Origin of the sequence: Synechococcus sp. CS-205 (assembly GCF_025128255.1) — a bacterium.
In the GTDB taxonomy this organism is placed as follows: domain Bacteria; phylum Cyanobacteriota; class Cyanobacteriia; order PCC-6307; family Cyanobiaceae; genus Regnicoccus_A.
Genome location: NZ_JAHLZB010000053.1, coordinates 1 through 14,306, shown reverse-complemented (window position 1 = coordinate 14,306; position 14,306 = coordinate 1). Strand labels below are relative to the sequence as shown.

The 14,306-nt window shown below is 65.4% G+C and carries 22 protein-coding genes, 1 tRNA gene and 1 pseudogene; 12 read left to right on the top strand and 12 right to left on the bottom strand.

The genetic code is table 11. From position 1 onward, the window contains the following. The first annotated feature begins 427 nt into the window (after positions 1-427). Positions 428-667, top strand: a complete 240-nt coding sequence (locus KQ297_RS12720; protein WP_185465270.1) for a DUF3136 domain-containing protein — start codon at positions 428-430, stop codon at positions 665-667. A gap of 167 nt (positions 668-834) precedes the next feature. Beyond that, positions 835-1,401: a hypothetical protein gene (locus tag KQ297_RS12715; RefSeq protein ID WP_259739740.1), complete on the top strand. Its 567-nt coding sequence runs from the start codon at positions 835-837 to the stop codon at positions 1,399-1,401. A 10-nt stretch (positions 1,402-1,411) separates the two neighbouring features. Here the strand turns inward: KQ297_RS12715 and KQ297_RS12710 are convergent, their stop codons facing one another. Together KQ297_RS12710 and KQ297_RS12705 are read right to left on the bottom strand one after the other, a co-directional pair. After that, positions 1,412-1,987, bottom strand: a complete 576-nt coding sequence (locus KQ297_RS12710; protein ID WP_259739739.1) for a rhodanese-like domain-containing protein — start codon at positions 1,985-1,987, stop codon at positions 1,412-1,414. Beyond that, positions 1,961-2,044 (bottom strand) — tRNA-Leu (locus KQ297_RS12705). The genes KQ297_RS12710 and KQ297_RS12705 overlap by 27 nt, the downstream gene beginning before the upstream one ends. A 69-nt stretch (positions 2,045-2,113) precedes the next feature. Here KQ297_RS12705 and KQ297_RS12700 point away from each other — a divergent pair. The 5 genes from KQ297_RS12700 to feoB are packed head-to-tail and all read left to right on the top strand — an operon-like array spanning position 2,114 to position 6,030. Then, entirely contained in the window at positions 2,114-2,356 is a 243-nt protein-coding gene (locus tag KQ297_RS12700) for an NAD(P)H-quinone oxidoreductase subunit L (RefSeq protein WP_185465273.1), read from the top strand. Continuing rightward, positions 2,353-2,688, top strand: a complete 336-nt coding sequence (locus tag KQ297_RS12695; protein ID WP_185465274.1) for a DUF3007 family protein — start codon at positions 2,353-2,355, stop codon at positions 2,686-2,688. The genes KQ297_RS12700 and KQ297_RS12695 overlap by 4 nt, the downstream gene beginning before the upstream one ends. A gap of 44 nt (positions 2,689-2,732) precedes the next feature. Beyond that, entirely contained in the window at positions 2,733-3,563 is an 831-nt protein-coding gene (gene trpA / locus KQ297_RS12690; RefSeq protein ID WP_259739738.1) for a tryptophan synthase subunit alpha, read from the top strand. An 8-nt stretch (positions 3,564-3,571) separates the two neighbouring features. Beyond that, positions 3,572-4,225: a class I SAM-dependent methyltransferase gene (locus tag KQ297_RS12685; RefSeq protein ID WP_259739737.1), complete on the top strand. Its 654-nt coding sequence runs from the start codon at positions 3,572-3,574 to the stop codon at positions 4,223-4,225. After that, a complete protein-coding gene (gene feoB, locus KQ297_RS12760) occupies positions 4,222-6,030 on the top strand; it encodes a ferrous iron transport protein B (protein ID WP_311134006.1) in 1,809 nt (602 codons plus the stop codon). Before KQ297_RS12685 ends, feoB begins: the two co-directional genes overlap by 4 nt. On the opposite strand, the gene KQ297_RS12670 is transcribed toward feoB, so the two are convergent. Next, positions 5,966-6,250, bottom strand: a complete 285-nt coding sequence (locus tag KQ297_RS12670) for a ferrous iron transport protein A (RefSeq protein ID WP_259739736.1) — start codon at positions 6,248-6,250, stop codon at positions 5,966-5,968. The two genes, feoB and KQ297_RS12670, sit on opposite strands and share 65 nt — an antisense overlap. Positions 6,251-6,449: 199 nt before the next feature. Then, entirely contained in the window at positions 6,450-6,614 is a 165-nt protein-coding gene (locus KQ297_RS12665; RefSeq protein WP_259739735.1) for a hypothetical protein, read from the bottom strand. A gap of 279 nt (positions 6,615-6,893) precedes the next feature. Between KQ297_RS12665 and KQ297_RS12660 the strand changes: the two genes are divergently transcribed. Next, complete coding sequence (locus KQ297_RS12660; protein ID WP_259739734.1) at positions 6,894-7,163, top strand: YciI family protein; 270 nt, start codon at positions 6,894-6,896, stop codon at positions 7,161-7,163. A 43-nt stretch (positions 7,164-7,206) separates the two neighbouring features. Here the strand turns inward: KQ297_RS12660 and KQ297_RS12655 are convergent, their stop codons facing one another. Then, positions 7,207-7,617 (bottom strand): c-type cytochrome, encoded by a 411-nt coding sequence (locus KQ297_RS12655; protein WP_259739733.1) that lies wholly within the window; start codon positions 7,615-7,617, stop codon positions 7,207-7,209. 25 nt (positions 7,618-7,642) lie between these two features. Continuing rightward, positions 7,643-7,876 carry a DUF3136 domain-containing protein gene (locus KQ297_RS12650; RefSeq protein ID WP_259739732.1) on the bottom strand — a complete coding sequence of 78 codons (234 nt, stop codon included), beginning with the start codon at positions 7,874-7,876 and terminating at the stop codon, positions 7,643-7,645. Positions 7,877-8,043: 167 nt separating this feature from the next. On the opposite strand from KQ297_RS12650, the gene KQ297_RS12645 reads away from it, so the two are divergent. Together KQ297_RS12645 and KQ297_RS12640 are read left to right on the top strand one after the other, a co-directional pair. Beyond that, complete coding sequence (locus tag KQ297_RS12645; protein WP_185465283.1) at positions 8,044-8,523, top strand: GNAT family N-acetyltransferase; 480 nt, start codon at positions 8,044-8,046, stop codon at positions 8,521-8,523. Between the two features lie 10 nt (positions 8,524-8,533). Next, positions 8,534-9,118 (top strand): Nif11 domain/cupin domain-containing protein, encoded by a 585-nt coding sequence (locus KQ297_RS12640; RefSeq protein WP_259739731.1) that lies wholly within the window; start codon positions 8,534-8,536, stop codon positions 9,116-9,118. Here KQ297_RS12640 and KQ297_RS12635 read toward each other — a convergent pair. From KQ297_RS12635 to KQ297_RS12615, 5 genes are all read right to left on the bottom strand, one after another. Further along, positions 9,009-9,500, bottom strand: a complete 492-nt coding sequence (locus KQ297_RS12635) for a phosphate-starvation-inducible PsiE family protein (RefSeq protein ID WP_185465285.1) — start codon at positions 9,498-9,500, stop codon at positions 9,009-9,011. The two genes, KQ297_RS12640 and KQ297_RS12635, sit on opposite strands and share 110 nt — an antisense overlap. Continuing rightward, complete coding sequence (locus KQ297_RS12630) at positions 9,500-9,727, bottom strand: hypothetical protein (RefSeq protein ID WP_259739730.1); 228 nt, start codon at positions 9,725-9,727, stop codon at positions 9,500-9,502. Before KQ297_RS12630 ends, KQ297_RS12635 begins: the two co-directional genes overlap by 1 nt. Before the next feature lie 107 nt (positions 9,728-9,834). Then, entirely contained in the window at positions 9,835-10,191 is a 357-nt protein-coding gene (locus tag KQ297_RS12625) for a hypothetical protein (RefSeq protein ID WP_259739729.1), read from the bottom strand. Next, complete coding sequence (locus KQ297_RS12620; RefSeq protein ID WP_259739728.1) at positions 10,191-10,613, bottom strand: DUF1232 domain-containing protein; 423 nt, start codon at positions 10,611-10,613, stop codon at positions 10,191-10,193. The genes KQ297_RS12625 and KQ297_RS12620 overlap by 1 nt, the downstream gene beginning before the upstream one ends. Before the next feature lie 123 nt (positions 10,614-10,736). Then, on the bottom strand, positions 10,737-11,660 hold the full coding sequence (locus KQ297_RS12615; RefSeq protein ID WP_185465288.1) for a sigma-70 family RNA polymerase sigma factor: 924 nt from the start codon (positions 11,658-11,660) through the stop codon (positions 10,737-10,739). Between the two features lie 189 nt (positions 11,661-11,849). On the opposite strand from KQ297_RS12615, the gene KQ297_RS12610 reads away from it, so the two are divergent. Continuing rightward, complete coding sequence (locus tag KQ297_RS12610; RefSeq protein ID WP_259739727.1) at positions 11,850-12,356, top strand: DUF2214 family protein; 507 nt, start codon at positions 11,850-11,852, stop codon at positions 12,354-12,356. Then, positions 12,337-13,104, top strand: a complete 768-nt coding sequence (locus KQ297_RS12605; RefSeq protein WP_259739726.1) for a matrixin family metalloprotease — start codon at positions 12,337-12,339, stop codon at positions 13,102-13,104. Before KQ297_RS12610 ends, KQ297_RS12605 begins: the two co-directional genes overlap by 20 nt. A 175-nt stretch (positions 13,105-13,279) precedes the next feature. Here the strand turns inward: KQ297_RS12605 and KQ297_RS12600 are convergent. Then, positions 13,280-14,080 (bottom strand): annotated as a pseudogene (locus KQ297_RS12600) (transposase); the annotation flags it as partial. Positions 14,081-14,306: the final 226 nt, after the last annotated feature.

Sequence of the window (14,306 nt, the reverse complement as noted above, 5' to 3'; positions counted from 1 at the left end):
GGCCAGCACTCTGAAAGACGTACATTGTCGAGCCAGGGAGTTCTTCTAAGCCAGAAATGGCTGATTGCACCCAATCCTAACCCGAGATTATCGCTGGAATCAACTGCCCTGCAATAGTTCTAGGTTTCTCAGCAAGCCCTCCTTAGAAGTGGGCCTGATTTCGGCTCACTGCGATGACATTATCTTTCAAGTTCATGGGTTCATCCACCGCCAAGCCCTTGTGCCGGCCACGGCCTTGGAGGCCCCGGATCGCGCCCTGACGGTCACGCGGCCGGCAGAGACAAGAGCCCTTTGCCAATGGAGGTTTAGGCTTCTGAGTATCCGAAAGCCGCTGAATGCCGGATCGACCTTGGCTGACGGACATTCTGATCGTCCCAGCGTCCAGACCGGAAATCATTCGATCCACTTCCCTCCATAACCCTTCTCCATGGCCATGACTGAAGCTGCCTCTCTGACGGTCGGCGAGCTTGAGGCGAACTATCACCTCTACTGCAAAGCCATGAAAATGTTGATCAAGGAGGAAAGAACCTCCCAGGAGATCCAGCGAACTGTGTGCTGGAGCCGCCTGGAAACATTGCACAATTGCCTTCCGGGTATGTACAAGGCGCCCGACTATCTCTTTACCCTGCTGCGGCGAGAACACCTCCAGAATAAGAATTCGAAATAACTTCCTCCTGCTGAGCACTTGTCAGGCCGTCAGCCCTGCTGCAGGCTGATGTCCCCTGACCTCAGGCCATCCTGATGCACCTCGGAGCGCCCAACAGAATGCCCACGCAAGCCTCAATGCGGCGATCCGCACGGCCCAGGCGATGGGCAGGGATTGTTCTGCCGGCGTTGCTGGGTCTGCTGGTCTTCAGCCCCAGCCGGGTGTCGGGGCAGTCGGCTGTCCCCCAACCGGCGGCGGACCAACCGGCCGCCGAGCCCCCAACGGGCAAGGAGAAGGAACTGCTGGAGAAGATCCGCAAGCTCAAGGCTCCCCGCTGGCGCAGCTTCGGCTCCTGCCAGTACGACTGGACTTCCTGGCGACTGAGCGAGAAAGGGGTTCGAACCACCAGTTTCCAGTGCGGTGAACCTCCGATCATGGGCAATGTGGCGGTCTACTGCCCCAGTTTGAGGATCAGCCGCCGTGTCGCCGATGCCGACTGGCAGTCCTGGCGACTGCCCTTGAGCGTGGCTGAGTCGGCGGCCACGGGCGGTGAAGACCAGATGGTGGCCAATCTCTGTGCCAATGCCAGGCCTCAGCCCAACGCGGCCAGCAAGGCACCCGTCCAGCCGGGAGCGGCCAGCACGAGCAAGCCGAAGGTCACCACCCCCACTCTCCAACCCAAAACGCCAGCTCCGGCTCCAGCCAAACCTCCCGCAGAACCTGCTGCCAAACCCCCCGCCAAACAGGCCCCTTGAGCCCGGCAGTTCAGAGCACTCCGGTGTAGCCGCTGGGAAGCAGGTTCCAACCCGCCCCGTAGACGTGCAGACGATTGCTGGGGCGGCCGCCTGAGGCGAAGGGCAGACCGGCATGGGCCCAGGCCAGGGCGCTGCCTGCCAGGTTGCGGACCCGGAAGCCTTGCTCCTGCAGCTGGCGCGCGACAAGACCGCTGCGCAGCCCGATCGTGCAGTAAGGCACCACGAGCGCTCCCCGGTAGCGCTCCCTGGTGCGCTCGAATTCCTGCAGGGAGATGGCCCCCGGCAGCATCGACACCCGTTGCTCCCGCGGCTCGCGTACGTCCACGAGCACAGCGCTTTGGCCCCTGGGGCGGCCCAGCCACTGGCTGACGCTGATCTCAGGCACCTCGGCGAGATGGCGCCTTTTCAGAGCGTCATAGCGACGGGAGAGTTCAACGGCCAGACGTTGGTCGGCGGAGCTCATAGCCCCGGGAGCCTGACTGCCGGTAGGGGTGATCAGCGCCAGGGCCGCCAGGGCTCCCAGCACAACGGCCAGGCGGCCCGATGGCCGCTGCGGCGATGGGGGCAGGGGGACTTGAACCCCCACAACGTCGCCGTCTGCGGATTTTAAGTCCGCTGCGTCTACCAATTCCGCCATGCCCCCGACCCAGGGATCCTAGATTTGCGTCACCTTGCTTCCGTGGACATGCTGCTGCCTGGGTTGCTGAGCTCCATGTCCACGCCCCTGGGGTCGATCTCTTCTGAAACCCTTCTGGTGCTGGGCGCCTACCTGGCGATCGGGGGTGCCTACCTGGTGGTGGTTCCCCTGGCCCTCTACGCCTGGATGCACAAGCGCTGGACCGTGATGGGCAAGATCGAGCGCACGGGCATCTACGGGCTCGTGTTTCTGTTCTTTCCCGGTCTGATCCTGTTTGCCCCCTTCCTCAATCTGCGAATGGCGGGTCAGGGGGAATGAACCGGGGTCAGGCACTGCTGATCGGGCTGGGAGTCTTTCTCGCCGGCGGAGTGGGGTATGCGGGCTTCAAGGCGGCGGGGTTCGAGGGGTTCTCAGCCGGCATCGCCGCCGAGGCCCTGCTGATCCTCGTGGTGATGGGCTGGACCGGCACCTACCTGCTGCGGGTGGTGACCGGAAAAATGAGTTTCATGGAACAGCGTCGCCGCTACCGCGCCGCCTTCGATGCCCTCACCACCGAGGAACTGCAGAAGGAATTCGATGCCCTCAGCCCTGGGGAGCAGGAGAAGCTGCTGCGGGAGATCGGCCAGTGGAAGGACGACGCCGCTGCCTGACCCCATAGGCTCGGAGCATGCCCGCCTCAGCCCCCTCGGCCACGATGAGCGCCGCTCCCGGAACCCTCGCCAGCACCCCGATCCAGCGGCGTTTCGCTGGCCTGCGGGAGCGCGGCCGCTGCGCCCTGATGCCCTTCCTGATGGCGGGGGATCCCGATCTGGCCACCACCCGCGCCACTCTGCTGGCTCTGGAGGCCGAGGGAAGCGATCTGATCGAACTCGGCATTCCCTACAGCGATCCCCTGGCGGATGGGCCCGTGATCCAGGCCGCCGCCAGCCGGTCCCTCGCCGCCGGCACCACCCCAACCGCCGTTCTGGAGATGCTTGCCGGCCTCCGGGGAGAGCTGACGTTGCCGGTGGTGCTCTTCACCTACACCAACCCGCTGCTCAACCGTGGGCTCGAAACCTTCTGCCGTGAGGCCGCCGCCGCCGGCGCCGCTGGCCTGGTGGTGCCCGATCTTCCCCTGGAGGAGGCGGAGCGCCTCTCGCCCATCGCCGCCAGCCACGGCCTCGATCTGGTGCTGCTGGTGGCCCCCACCACCCCCGCCGAGCGGATGGCGCGCATCGCTGAGGCCAGCCGTGGCTTCACCTATCTGGTGAGCGTCACCGGGGTCACCGGCGTCCGCACCAGCCTGGAATCCCGGGTGGGCGATCTGGTGCAGCAGCTCAAGGGCCTGGGGCCGAGGCCGGTGGCGGTGGGTTTCGGGATCTCCGGGCCCGATCAGGCCCGCCAGGTGCGCGACTGGGGGGCCGATGGAGCGATCGTGGGCAGCGCCCTCGTCAAGGTGATGGCGGTGGCTCACCGGGAAGGAATGGATCCAGCCCAGGCGGCCGCTGGATTCATCGCCGGGCTGCGCCGGGCCCTCGACGCCTGAGGCCGACCATGGCCCCTGAGGACTCCCGCGTCGCCCTGCCCTTCTCGGAGGCCTGCGAACGCAACAAGGAACCGATCCTGATGGCCCTGCGTCAGTGGCTGGAGGAAGACGGCCGGGTGCTTGAGGTGGGCTCCGGCACTGGCCAGCACGCCGTGCACATGAGTCGCCATCTGCGGGTGGTGTGGCAGCCCAGCGACCGGGCCATCAACCTGGGAGATCTGCATCGCCGCTGCCAGCTCGAGGGCCAGGCCAAAGGCAGCCTGGGCTGGCTGCTTCCGCCTGTCGAGCTCGATGTGCTCCAGCCACTCTGGCCTGAAGGACCCTTCGACGCGGTGTTCAGCGCCAACACGGCCCACATCATGCCCTGGAGCGCTGTGCCGAGGTTGCTGGAGGGCAGCGCCCAGGTGCTGAAGGGCGCAGGCCTGCTGCTGCTCTACGGTCCATTCCACGACGGCGGCCGTCACACCAGTCCCAGCAACGCCGCTTTCGATCAGCACCTGCGCAGCCTTGATCCCGCCATGGGGGTGCGTGATGTCCTGGAGATCACCGACCTGGCCGCCAGCTGCGGGCTGCAGGCCATCGACGACCTGCCCATGCCCGCCAACAACCGGCTGCTGGTGTTCCGCCGGGAGCCTGCCGCGGGGGGTGAGCCCCAGCCATGACCGCCGCCGCTGCGGTGCAGGTGGCCTTGCTGGGACTGCCCAACACCGGCAAGTCGACGCTTTACAACAGGCTCACCGGCGGCCACGCCCGTGTGGCGAACTGGCCTGGACTCACGGTGGAGCTGCTTCGCGGTTCCCTGCCCCCCGACGCGTCCGGCAGGCCCTATGAGCTGATCGACCTGCCCGGCATCCACGACCTTCACGGCAGCAGTGAGGATGAAGCGATCGTGCGCCGCTTTCTCAGCGTGACCCGTCCGGATCTGGCCGTGGTCGTGCTCAATGCCAGCCGCAGCGACACCCAGCTGAGGCTGGCTCTGGAGCTGGAAGCCACCGGGCTGCCCATGATCCTGGCGCTGAACATGGGCGATGAAGCCAAGCGCTTCGGGGTGCGGATCGACCACCAGCGGCTGGCGGAGGCCCTGGGGCTGCCGGTGCTGGTGCTCAGCGCCCGCCAGGGCCAGGGCCTCGATGCACTGCTGGAGCACATCCACGGCTTCGCGGAGCTGCACCCAGCTCCGACCCGCCTGCTGCCTGACAAGGAGCTGGAGGAGCGCCAGGCCCGGCTGGTGGCTGGCTGCATCCAGGGGCACGACAAACTCCACGCGGATCCCCTACGGGACCGCCTCGATCGGGTCTTGCTGCATCCGCTGCTAGGGCTGCTCAGCTTTTTCGTGGTGATGCTGGTGGTGTTCCAGCTGATCTATGCCGTGGGCGGACCGATCCAGGTCTGGCTGGGGGCCCTGTTCGATGGACTGCAGGCCCGACTGCTCCAACCGGCCCTGCAGAGCCTGGACCTGCCTGAGTTCCTCAGCCGGCTGATCAGCGATGGGCTGTGGATGGGCGCCACCACGGTGATCAGCTTCATGCCGATCATTTTTCTTTTTTACCTGATGATCGCCCTGATCGAAGATTCGGGCTATCTGGCGCGCTCGGCTTTTCTGATGGATGGGGTGATGCACTGGCTGGGCCTCGACGGCCGCAGCTTCGTGCTGCAGATCATGGGCTTCGGCTGCAACGTGCCCGCGATCATGGGCACCCGGGTGATTCGCGAGAGGCCCCAGCGCTGGCTGGCGATGCTAATGATCCCCTTTTCACTCTGCCAGGCCAGGCTGGCGGTGTTCGTGTTCATGGCCGGCGCCTTCTTCCCAAGGCCCTGGTGGGCGGCCGGGCTGGTGATCTTCGGGTTCTACGTGGTCAGCTTCGCGGCCGCGGTTCTCACCGCCCTGCTGTTCAAACGGGTGTTTCCCAGCCAGGGCGGATTCGTGCTGGAGTTGCCTCCCTACCGGTTTCCCAGCCTCGGCACGGTGTTCAGCCGCGGCTGGCGGGAAATGGTGACGTTCTTCTTCACCACCCGCCGCTTCATCATCCTCGGGGTGATCAGCATCTGGCTGCTCAACAACCTTCCCCCTGGTGTGGACAACCTTTCCGGCCAGTCGCTGGCCGGCCAGATCGGGCGGTTGGTGCAACCATTCCTGGGGCCGATCGGCATGAACCCCGAGCTGACGATTTCGCTGATCTTCGGCTTCATCGCCAAGGAAATCCTGCTGGGGGCCATGGCCGTGATCTACGCCACCCGCGAGAGTGAACTGGCCATGGCCGTCGTGGGGGCCATCCGTCCGCTTCAGGCCCTCAGCTTCATGATGTTCACGCTGCTCTATACCCCCTGCCTCTCCACGGTCGCTGTGCAGCTGAGGGAAAGCCGAAGTGGCCGATTTGTGGCGCTCTCGCTGGTGTGGTCGTTCAGCCTGGCCTGGCTGATGGCGTTTCTCCTCTACCAGGGGGGTCTGGTGCTCGGTCTGGGCTGAGCAGCACGGCTTCCATCTGGGCGGCATCCTGACGGCGCAGCATGAAATCGAGCAGCCCCATGCGCAGGTGCAGAAGGCCTCCTGGCCGGCCCCGGCGCATCAGCACCAGGCGGCAGCCACGCTTGACGCCCATGGCCCGCAGACGAGCCTCCAGGCTGGAGCTGGCAGGGAGGTTGAGCAGCTCCAGCGGCTGATCGAGTGGCGCGTCGGCCAGGTTCATCTCCTGATTCAGGCCCTTCTGAACTTGTACAGCCCCGCCATCAAAGACCTGTGTGCACCAGAAGCTCACCCAGGGTGGCCGTGAGAGCACCGAGCAGGAGCAGGCGGGTGGTGCCCCCCAGCAGGCGGGAGCAGATCAGGAAGCGAATCGGTATCAAAACAATGTCTCCTGTGGTTCAACATCCAATGGGTGTGCGGCGTCAGCCGCCGGGACGCTCGAGGCTCGTGAGCTGGTTGAGCGGCAGGGCAAAGGGCGGTGAGCCATGGCGCGAGAGGGGCCAGCGACGCACCCAGCAGGTGCTGGCGTCAGGGTCGATGTTGAGCACCTGGTAGGTGTGGTCGGGGTTGCTGGCGACCCGGACCATCTGTCCTTGGTGAAGGTTCATGGCAAGCAGGGGTGGTCTTGGATGGTTCAGGCCTGGGCGTGCGGGAGTTTCGGGCGTCTGGATTGCACTGTGGCGGCAGCCGTGGGCCTGCCTGGAACCTCAGAAAACGTAACGGTATATTTCAGTAGCTTGACAGTCAGTCACCATTTAGTTGGCATTGTTTTTGGATGCACACCAGGTCGCGGTTGGGCCTCACATGGATGGTGAAAGGCCACCACCCTTAACCTTCCGACCAGAACCACTGCCCAGAGGCATCCGATGGCCAAGTTCGTCCTCTGGGGCAGCTACAGCGCCGACGTGCTGGAGCGTCGCGGGGCCTACCGGGAGGAGCACCTGGCCGGGCTGCGCCGGCAGAAGGAGGAGGGGACGCTGCTCACCCTGGGGCCCACCGCCTGCACCACCAGGGTGTTTGGCCTCTATGAAGCCGAGAGCCAGGAGCAGGTGGAGGCCCTGGTGAGGGGTGATGTCTACTGGCGCCAGGGGATCTGGACCAGCGTGGAGGTCTACCCCTGGATTCAGGCTTTCTGAGGTCCTCTTTGGCCTTTCGAGTCCCATGTGCTGGGCTCTGAACTCAGGTGGCAGGTTCTGCCGACGCCACCCAGTTCTGCTGGGCCTGCTGCCACACCCAGTCCGCCACCGCCTCAGGCCCGCCCTGCCCCAGAGCCTCTCCGTAGCCGGACATCTGTCCAAGTCCGCCGGCCGCGATGGCGGCGATGGCCTCGGGGCCTGTGATGCCGTTGCGCTCCAGGGCTCTGAGCCTGAGGGTCTTGCTGCGGCGAAGAATGTTTCCGCCGTTGACGTGGCATCCGGCGCAATGGTTCGCGAACAGGCTCTCCCCCGAAGGACCGCCTGCGGTCGCCAGGGATTCACCCCACACGGGCCGCGGCCACCAGATCAGCAGCACCAGGGCCAGCAGCGCCAGGAACCCCAGCAGCCGGCTCCAGGCCTTGGGGGACCAAGCTGAGGTGGGAATCGCGGACATCCGGGCTCGGTCCGTTTCGGGAGGCTCAGTCTGGCGGTTGTTCGGCTGCAAGGGCACGCACGTAGCGGCGGTAGAGATCCTGGGGAGATCGGTAGCGCTGGGGCAGGGAACTGTGCAGCGCGTTCAGGTTGTGCCAGCAGAGGGTGCGCTCGATGCTCTCCAGAGTGCGTCCATCGGCCACGAGGCGGCGCAGGGCCTGGCAGTAGGCCGAGAAGCCAGCCTCCAGTTCACCGATGCTGAGCGGTCGTGAGTCGGCCATGGCGATCCCTGGCGCGCCCCGTGGGGGCACGTGCAGGCACTGAACCTGATTCCACGGTATGCAGCGCTCGCCTGGGGGCCTGGGCTCTGCCCATGGCCCGCCAGAAAGTTGTCTCAAAACGTTGGGCTGCCCCGATACCCTCCCAGCATCCAGCCCGGGGCGAGCCGATGCACAGCCTGCGACCCCTCACCCCTCATGACCTCGAGCCGGTGCGCGAGGTCTATCGCGACGCCGTGCTCAGCCAGGCGCCGCTGCTCTACACGCCCGAGCAGGTGAAGGCCTGGGCGGATGTGGTGCTCGAAAGCTCCCCGTTCGAGACCATCCTGGAGCGGGGGGTTGGCCTGGCCAGCTGCTCCGGCGCCGGTGCCGTGATCGAGGCCTTCGCCGTGCTGGAGCCCGCCGATCGCATCTCGCTGCTCTACTGCCGCGGACGGGCCAGTCGCCAGGGCCGGGCCACCGCGCTGCTGCGGGCCCTGGAATCACTGGCGCGGGGGTTTGGCAGCCGACAATTACGCACAGAAGCCAGCTTCCTCTCCCGTCCTCTGTTCGAGCGGGAGGGCTGGTCGGTGGACTGGACCGAGGAGCTCACGATCGGGTCAGTGCCCTTCCGCCGTTTCCGTATGGTCAAGGACCTGCCCCCCGACTGACCGCGCAGCCATGGCCGAGGAGCAGCTGCAGGTCTTTCTGGAGAAAGTGCTCCAGCTCAATGCCTTCATCGCCCTCAGCGAGGCCCGGCCTGCATTGCGCCAGGCCCTGAGGGCGTGCTCCAGCCACCACGAGGTGGTGACCCTGGCCCGGGCGCAGGGCTATGAAATCGGCAGGCGCTGGGGTGAACCTGCCGCCGGCTCCGAGCGCAGGGATGGGTTGGGAAACCTGCTCGAGAGCCCTTGCCCCCCGTCGGGCGAGGAGCGGGTGGATGTTCTGCTGGACGACTCAGGCCTGCGCCTGGAGCGCATTCACTCCTGCATCCACAGCACCAGAGCCGGCCAGTGGTACGACCAGCTGGAATCCGAATGGATCCTGCTGCTTCGTGGCAGTGCCAGGTTGCAGTTCGAGGATGAGGATGAAGCCCGTGATTTGGTGGCCGGAGACAGCCTCCTGATCGCCCCCCGGCGCCGCCACAGGGTGGTGGCTACAGATCCGGCTCCCGGAACACTTTGGTTCGCCCTCTTCTGGACACCTTCCCCATCAGGGTGGAAGAGCGCACCAGCCAGTAGCCCGCCGACAGGCTCACCACCGTGACCCCCAGTCCGACCAGCAGGAGAGGTTTGTCCTCCGCCCCCGGCTGAAGCACGATCACCTTCCGCGCCACGGCAGTGAGGGCCGTGAGCAGCACCAGCTCGATCTGCACCACATGGTGTCTCAGGTAGGCCGTGACGTTCTGAAGCACCTCAAGGGCGATCAGCACGGTGAGCACATCCCCGAGGATCCCCATGAGATCGTTCCCGAGCCAGCCGGTGCTGGGGTTGAAAAATTCCTGCCAGACCCGAAGGAACAGCTGGGCCGAGGCGGCGATCAGCACCACGCAGAGCAGAGCCGAGAGCGCCTTGGCCAGTTGACGCTCGAAGCGATCGACGAGGGCCAGGAACGTCTCGTCGTCGAAAAGGCCGGACAACCTGCTCATCAGTTGTTGAACGGCTCGAATCTGGGTCGTGCAGGGGTATCACCCGGAGGGTTCTTGAGCTTGGTGTCGCAGGTGACCGCCCCATCGGTGGGATCGGTGACGCAGTCGGTGGGCTCCACCTGGGTGGGAACACCCACGTTGCTGCCCGGCCCGAGGTTGTAGCGGAGGCTCTGGGCCCTCAGAGCCGTGGGCGCAGTGGAGAGGAGTACCAGGGCCGTTGCGGCCACGGGAACAAAGGACTGCAGGCGGGATGCTGGACTCGTCAGAGGCTTTTGGGGCGTTGGCGCCATGGAGATATCAATGACGTGGCTGAGCCCACTCTGCCTTCTGGAGGCTAGATCCGCTGATCCTGCCTGATCTCCTCCAGCAGCAGATCCAACTGGCTGAAGGGATCCTCCCCTGCCTCGTTCGAGCTGCCGGGCCCTCCCTCTTCCCGTTGCCACAGCTCATCGATGCCGCAGAGCCGTGCAGCCAAGGCAGTGAGACCTGCCTGAGCGTGAAGGTCCTGGAGGGTCTCGAGCAGAACAGGCATCCGGATCGACTCGGCGCGCAGAGCGCGGCGCAGATCTGCCTGCGTCCGTCCCCGGTGGCGCAACCAGTCCTTGAGGAAGCTCTGCAGATCCTCCAGCTGAGCGGTGTTGAGGGAGGCGATGCCCGCAAGGGCCCGGGCATCGCTGCTGTGGTCAGGCATCAACGGCCGGGGGGGAACCAGCGATCCAGTTTGCGGCGTGCCCGGGCCCGGATGTCAGGAGTGAGGTGACGGCCCGTCAGCCCCAGGAGGGCCGTAAGCGCCACCAGATCATCGCTGAAACCGGCCGCGGGAATGAAATCTGGGATGAGATCGAGCGGAAGCAACAGATAGGTGAGGGCAGCGAGCATGGTGAGCCTCACCTGGGTAGGAGTGTTGCCATCCAGCAGCAGTTCCAGGCATTCCAGGGCCGGCAGAGCAATGGCACGACCCGCCCTGCGCAGCAGGCGTTGCAGAACCCCTTCATCGACAACGGTGCTTTCCAGCACCTCCGCTTCCACGGTGGACTGATCCCCAGCGCTGGACTCCCCGCCATAGGAGGAACCTCCGGAGGGGTCAGAAAAACCGGCGTCGATTGGAGCCATGGCTCGCTCGGGGAGCAACGAACCCTGGCATCATCCTCAACCTTGATGGAGAGCACAAGGACGGTTTCAGGCCGGCTTCGGGCGGTGATCTCTCCCTAGCCGGCTTCGGGCGGTGATCTCTCCCTAGCCGGCTTCCACGAGACCGCTCTGGACACCGGCCTTGCGTAATTTGCGCAAGGCTCGCTGCACCACCTGACGGCAGTATTCGCGGCTGCAGCCCAGCTGCCTGGCCACCTCGGCGAGCGTGCGCCATTCGTGGCTGCCGTCGAGTCCGAAGCGGAGCATCACCACAGCGCGCTCACGGGGGGTGAGGTTCGAGACATCGAGCAACCGCCACACGGATGCACTGCGCTCGGCCAGCTCGGCTCTCTCCAGGGGGGGCATCTCGTTGCTGGGGAGGACGTCGACCAGCTCAGTGGGATCCGACTTGGACTTGACCACCCCCTGCAGGCTGACCGTGACACTGCGCAGCTCGCAGGCCAGGAGATCTTCCACATCGGTGAGCGGAAGATTCATGCTCGTGGCCAGCTCCTTCGGGGACGCGGAGAGGCCATTGGCCTGCAGCAACCGTGCTTTGGCGGCACGAAGTTTTGTGAGCTTTTCATTCACATTCACCGGAATGCGGATCGTGCGGCTCTGGGTAGACAGAGCCCGATTGAGGCCCTGACGGATCCACCAGTAAGCATAAGTACTGAAACGATGACCACGGGTCGGGTCGTACTTCTCGACGGCCCGCACCAGACCAAGGGTTCCTTCCTGAATCAGGTCGAGCAGGTCAAGGCCCTTGCCCTGGTAGCGCTTGGCCAGGTTCACCACCAGGCGCAGATTCGCCGTGATCATCTGATCCTTGGCCCGTTCACCGGTGCGGATGGTGCGGCGCTCCACATCGCTGTAGTCGCAGGCTTCTCCACTGCCGCCGGCCTGGGAGCAGCGCTCGTTGAGGGCGATCATCGCCTGAACCTTGCGGCCGAGGGTGAGCTCCTGGGATGGGGTGAGTAGTTGGTGACGTCCGATCTCTCCGAGAAAGGCACTCAGCGAACTGACCATGATCTGCCTCGAAGCTTTGTTGAATTTAAGGCGAAATTTCACGTATCCCAAAAACACCGGAAAGGTTTCCAACTTCCAACTTGCTTCGGTTTTTGGAATTCATTTCGATTGGCTCACGCCGGGGGCGCTTCGGCTCGACGCCGCCCCTGCCTCGCTACGGTCATGGGCCGTTCAAGTTTGACCCCGGCCATGACAGCCCTGGTTCATCTGCCTGCCGCCCTGGTCCTGCCCACCGGTGTGCTTCCCAGTGCTGCGGTGGCCTATGTCCACTACCTCAGCTTCATGGTCTGTTTCGGGGCCCTGGTGCTGGAACGCCGCCTGATTCGCCCGGATCCGGAACGGTCGGTGGCGATCACCATGGTGATCACCGACATCGTCTATGGCCTTGCGGCTCTCCTGGTGCTGCTGAGCGGCATCCTGCGGGTGCTGCACTACGGCCAGGGCAGCAGCTTCTACACGGAAAATCCTCTTTTCTGGTGGAAGGTGGGGGTCTACCTGTCCGTGGGAGCTCTCTCGCTGTATCCCACGGTCACCTACATCCTCTGGGCCATCCCGCTGCGCAAGGGGGAGCTCCCCAAGGTGAGCCAGGCCCTCGCCAGCCGCCTCGGCTGGATCCTGAACATCGAACTGGTGGGCTTTGCCACCATCCCCCTGCTGGCCACACTGATGGCCCGCGGTGTGGGGCTTCCTGGCTGAGATTGAGGTGCGCGCCCTGCCCTGCCTGGCCCTTCTGGCCCTGGTGATTGCCGGCCCAGCCCAGGCCATTCCAGAGGACCAGGAGCCCTGCCCGGCCGCCAGCGCCAGCCGACCCGCCACGGTCTCCCCCGCTGCCGCGGCCGCCCATGAAGGCAGTTCAGCCCAGCAGCAGGCCCCTGTCCTGGCCGACGGTGGCCCCGACTACCGCCACCGGCTGGAGACCACTCCTCTGGGCTGGCCGCGGCTTGATCGCTGGTGCGTATGGGTGGAGCCCCTGGGGGAAGAGGGTCCTGGATCACGCTTCGAGCGTCGCTGGAAGCAGGCGGTCGAGGCCGCCCTGGCCAGCTGGGGCTCGGAACTGACCTTGGTGCAGGTGAGCGATTCCAGCCGGGCCCAGATCCTGATCGAGCGGCGCCGTCCACCGCTGCTGGATGCCCAGGGTCGCCGCCGCCGGGCCAGCCATGGGAGGGCCCAGCTGGAACTGGTGGAGGTTCAGCGGCAGGGGCAGTGGCGCCTGGAGCCTCGGGTGGTGGTGCTGCTCAGCCCCGATCAGCGCCAGGAAGCCCTGCAGGCCACGGCGCTGCACGAGCTGGGCCACGCCATCGGGCTCTGGGGCCACAGTGATCAGGATGCCGATGCCATGGCTGCGGTGCCTGGCCCCCGGCCGGTGCTGACCCTCAGCGCCCGTGACCGGGCCACGGTGCGCTGGTTGTACCAGCAACCCAGCCGCTTCGGGGCGCCTCCCTAAGAGTTTGCGGAAAAACCACCTGACCATCCGCTTTTTCCCTCCCGAGAGCTGATCACGCCCCGATCGGGATCGTTTTCACTGTTTCAGCGGCTCAGAACGCCAGATTTCATGCGATCTGCCCCGTTGGCGCTCTCTGATCGCTGCCGCCTGGCCACACATCTGGGCAAGCGGCTGTTCATGCCGCCGCCATCGCCGGCTTGAGCAGGTTGCCCAGCCGGATCAGGTTGTAGGCGATCACGTGCAGACCAAACACTGCACTCACCTTGTCAGTACCGCGCAGCTTGAACTGGCGCAGGCCTCCCCACTGCTTGATCCAGCCAAACACCTTCTCAATCCCGCGGCGGGCGTTGACCGACTTGGCGTAGCCCTGGTGGCGGGTGGTGCGGCCATCGATGGCGGAGCCACCAGAGCGAGCAGTGTTCTGAGCCACGTGAGGTGTGACGCCGATGCGGCGCATCTCGGCCACGAATCCCCTGGTGTCGTAGTTCTTGTCGGCACCGATGGTCTTCTGATGGGCACCGGGACGATCCGCCGCCATGGCCCTGGCGGCATCACGCTCCCCGGTGCCCACCGCCTGGGTGACGCGGCAGTCCACGATCAGCGCATGGCGGTTGTCCATGAGCACATGCCCCCGATAGCTTGTTTGGGCTGGATGGACCTTGGACTTGCGGGCCAGCAACGCGTCGGGATCCGTGCCGGAGCGGTGGGTCTTGTTGCTGAGCTTGATACCGCGGAAATCACCCTTGGCACGCTTCTTGCCCTCCTTGGGCGCCCCGAAACCCTCGCCGGGTCCTGATGGCGGAGGCGGCGGGTCGTCCTGTCCGTCGATTCGCTCCAGCGAGGCATGGGAGGCCCAAGCCTGCAGCAGGGTCCCATCCACGGAGAAGTGCTCATCGCTGAGCAGCGGTTTCACCTCCGGCGAGGCCATCAGCTTTTCCAGGAACCTGCCCATCACCTGCTCATTGAGCAGTCGCTGCCCGGTGTCAACTACGTAGGCGGGCGCTTTGCATCAACAACTTGTTACCCATTTCAATTGACGCCTGGTAACACTGGCTTCTGCACGCTTTCACCTTCCTGCAGGCTTGGAGGCCCGGCCACCGCCAGAGCGGCCATCTCGTTCTCGATCCATTGCAGCCGGTAACCGCGCAGGCGCCGCTGCAGGGTGCGCAGGTGGCGTGGGCTGTAGCGCTCCGGGTTGCGGC

Bases quoted from the DNA above. Each gene is read 5' to 3' on its own strand.
- KQ297_RS12720 (WP_185465270.1), top strand. From the start codon at position 428: ATGGCCATGACTGAAGCTGCCTCTCTGACGGTCGGCGAGCTTGAGGCG.
- KQ297_RS12700 (WP_185465273.1), top strand. From the start codon at position 2,114: ATGTCCACGCCCCTGGGGTCGATCTCTTCTGAAACCCTTCTGGTGCTG.
- KQ297_RS12695 (WP_185465274.1), top strand. From the start codon at position 2,353: ATGAACCGGGGTCAGGCACTGCTGATCGGGCTGGGAGTCTTTCTCGCC.
- trpA (WP_259739738.1), top strand. From the start codon at position 2,733: ATGAGCGCCGCTCCCGGAACCCTCGCCAGCACCCCGATCCAGCGGCGT.
- KQ297_RS12685 (WP_259739737.1), top strand. From the start codon at position 3,572: ATGGCCCCTGAGGACTCCCGCGTCGCCCTGCCCTTCTCGGAGGCCTGC.
- feoB (WP_311134006.1), top strand. From the start codon at position 4,222: ATGACCGCCGCCGCTGCGGTGCAGGTGGCCTTGCTGGGACTGCCCAAC.
- KQ297_RS12670 (WP_259739736.1), bottom strand. From the start codon at position 6,250: ATGAACCTGGCCGACGCGCCACTCGATCAGCCGCTGGAGCTGCTCAAC.
- KQ297_RS12665 (WP_259739735.1), bottom strand. From the start codon at position 6,614: ATGGTCCGGGTCGCCAGCAACCCCGACCACACCTACCAGGTGCTCAAC.
- KQ297_RS12660 (WP_259739734.1), top strand. From the start codon at position 6,894: ATGGCCAAGTTCGTCCTCTGGGGCAGCTACAGCGCCGACGTGCTGGAG.
- KQ297_RS12655 (WP_259739733.1), bottom strand. From the start codon at position 7,617: ATGTCCGCGATTCCCACCTCAGCTTGGTCCCCCAAGGCCTGGAGCCGG.
- KQ297_RS12650 (WP_259739732.1), bottom strand. From the start codon at position 7,876: ATGGCCGACTCACGACCGCTCAGCATCGGTGAACTGGAGGCTGGCTTC.
- KQ297_RS12645 (WP_185465283.1), top strand. From the start codon at position 8,044: ATGCACAGCCTGCGACCCCTCACCCCTCATGACCTCGAGCCGGTGCGC.
- KQ297_RS12640 (WP_259739731.1), top strand. From the start codon at position 8,534: ATGGCCGAGGAGCAGCTGCAGGTCTTTCTGGAGAAAGTGCTCCAGCTC.
- KQ297_RS12635 (WP_185465285.1), bottom strand. From the start codon at position 9,500: ATGAGCAGGTTGTCCGGCCTTTTCGACGACGAGACGTTCCTGGCCCTC.
- KQ297_RS12625 (WP_259739729.1), bottom strand. From the start codon at position 10,191: ATGCCTGACCACAGCAGCGATGCCCGGGCCCTTGCGGGCATCGCCTCC.
- KQ297_RS12620 (WP_259739728.1), bottom strand. From the start codon at position 10,613: ATGGCTCCAATCGACGCCGGTTTTTCTGACCCCTCCGGAGGTTCCTCC.
- KQ297_RS12615 (WP_185465288.1), bottom strand. From the start codon at position 11,660: ATGGTCAGTTCGCTGAGTGCCTTTCTCGGAGAGATCGGACGTCACCAA.
- KQ297_RS12610 (WP_259739727.1), top strand. From the start codon at position 11,850: ATGACAGCCCTGGTTCATCTGCCTGCCGCCCTGGTCCTGCCCACCGGT.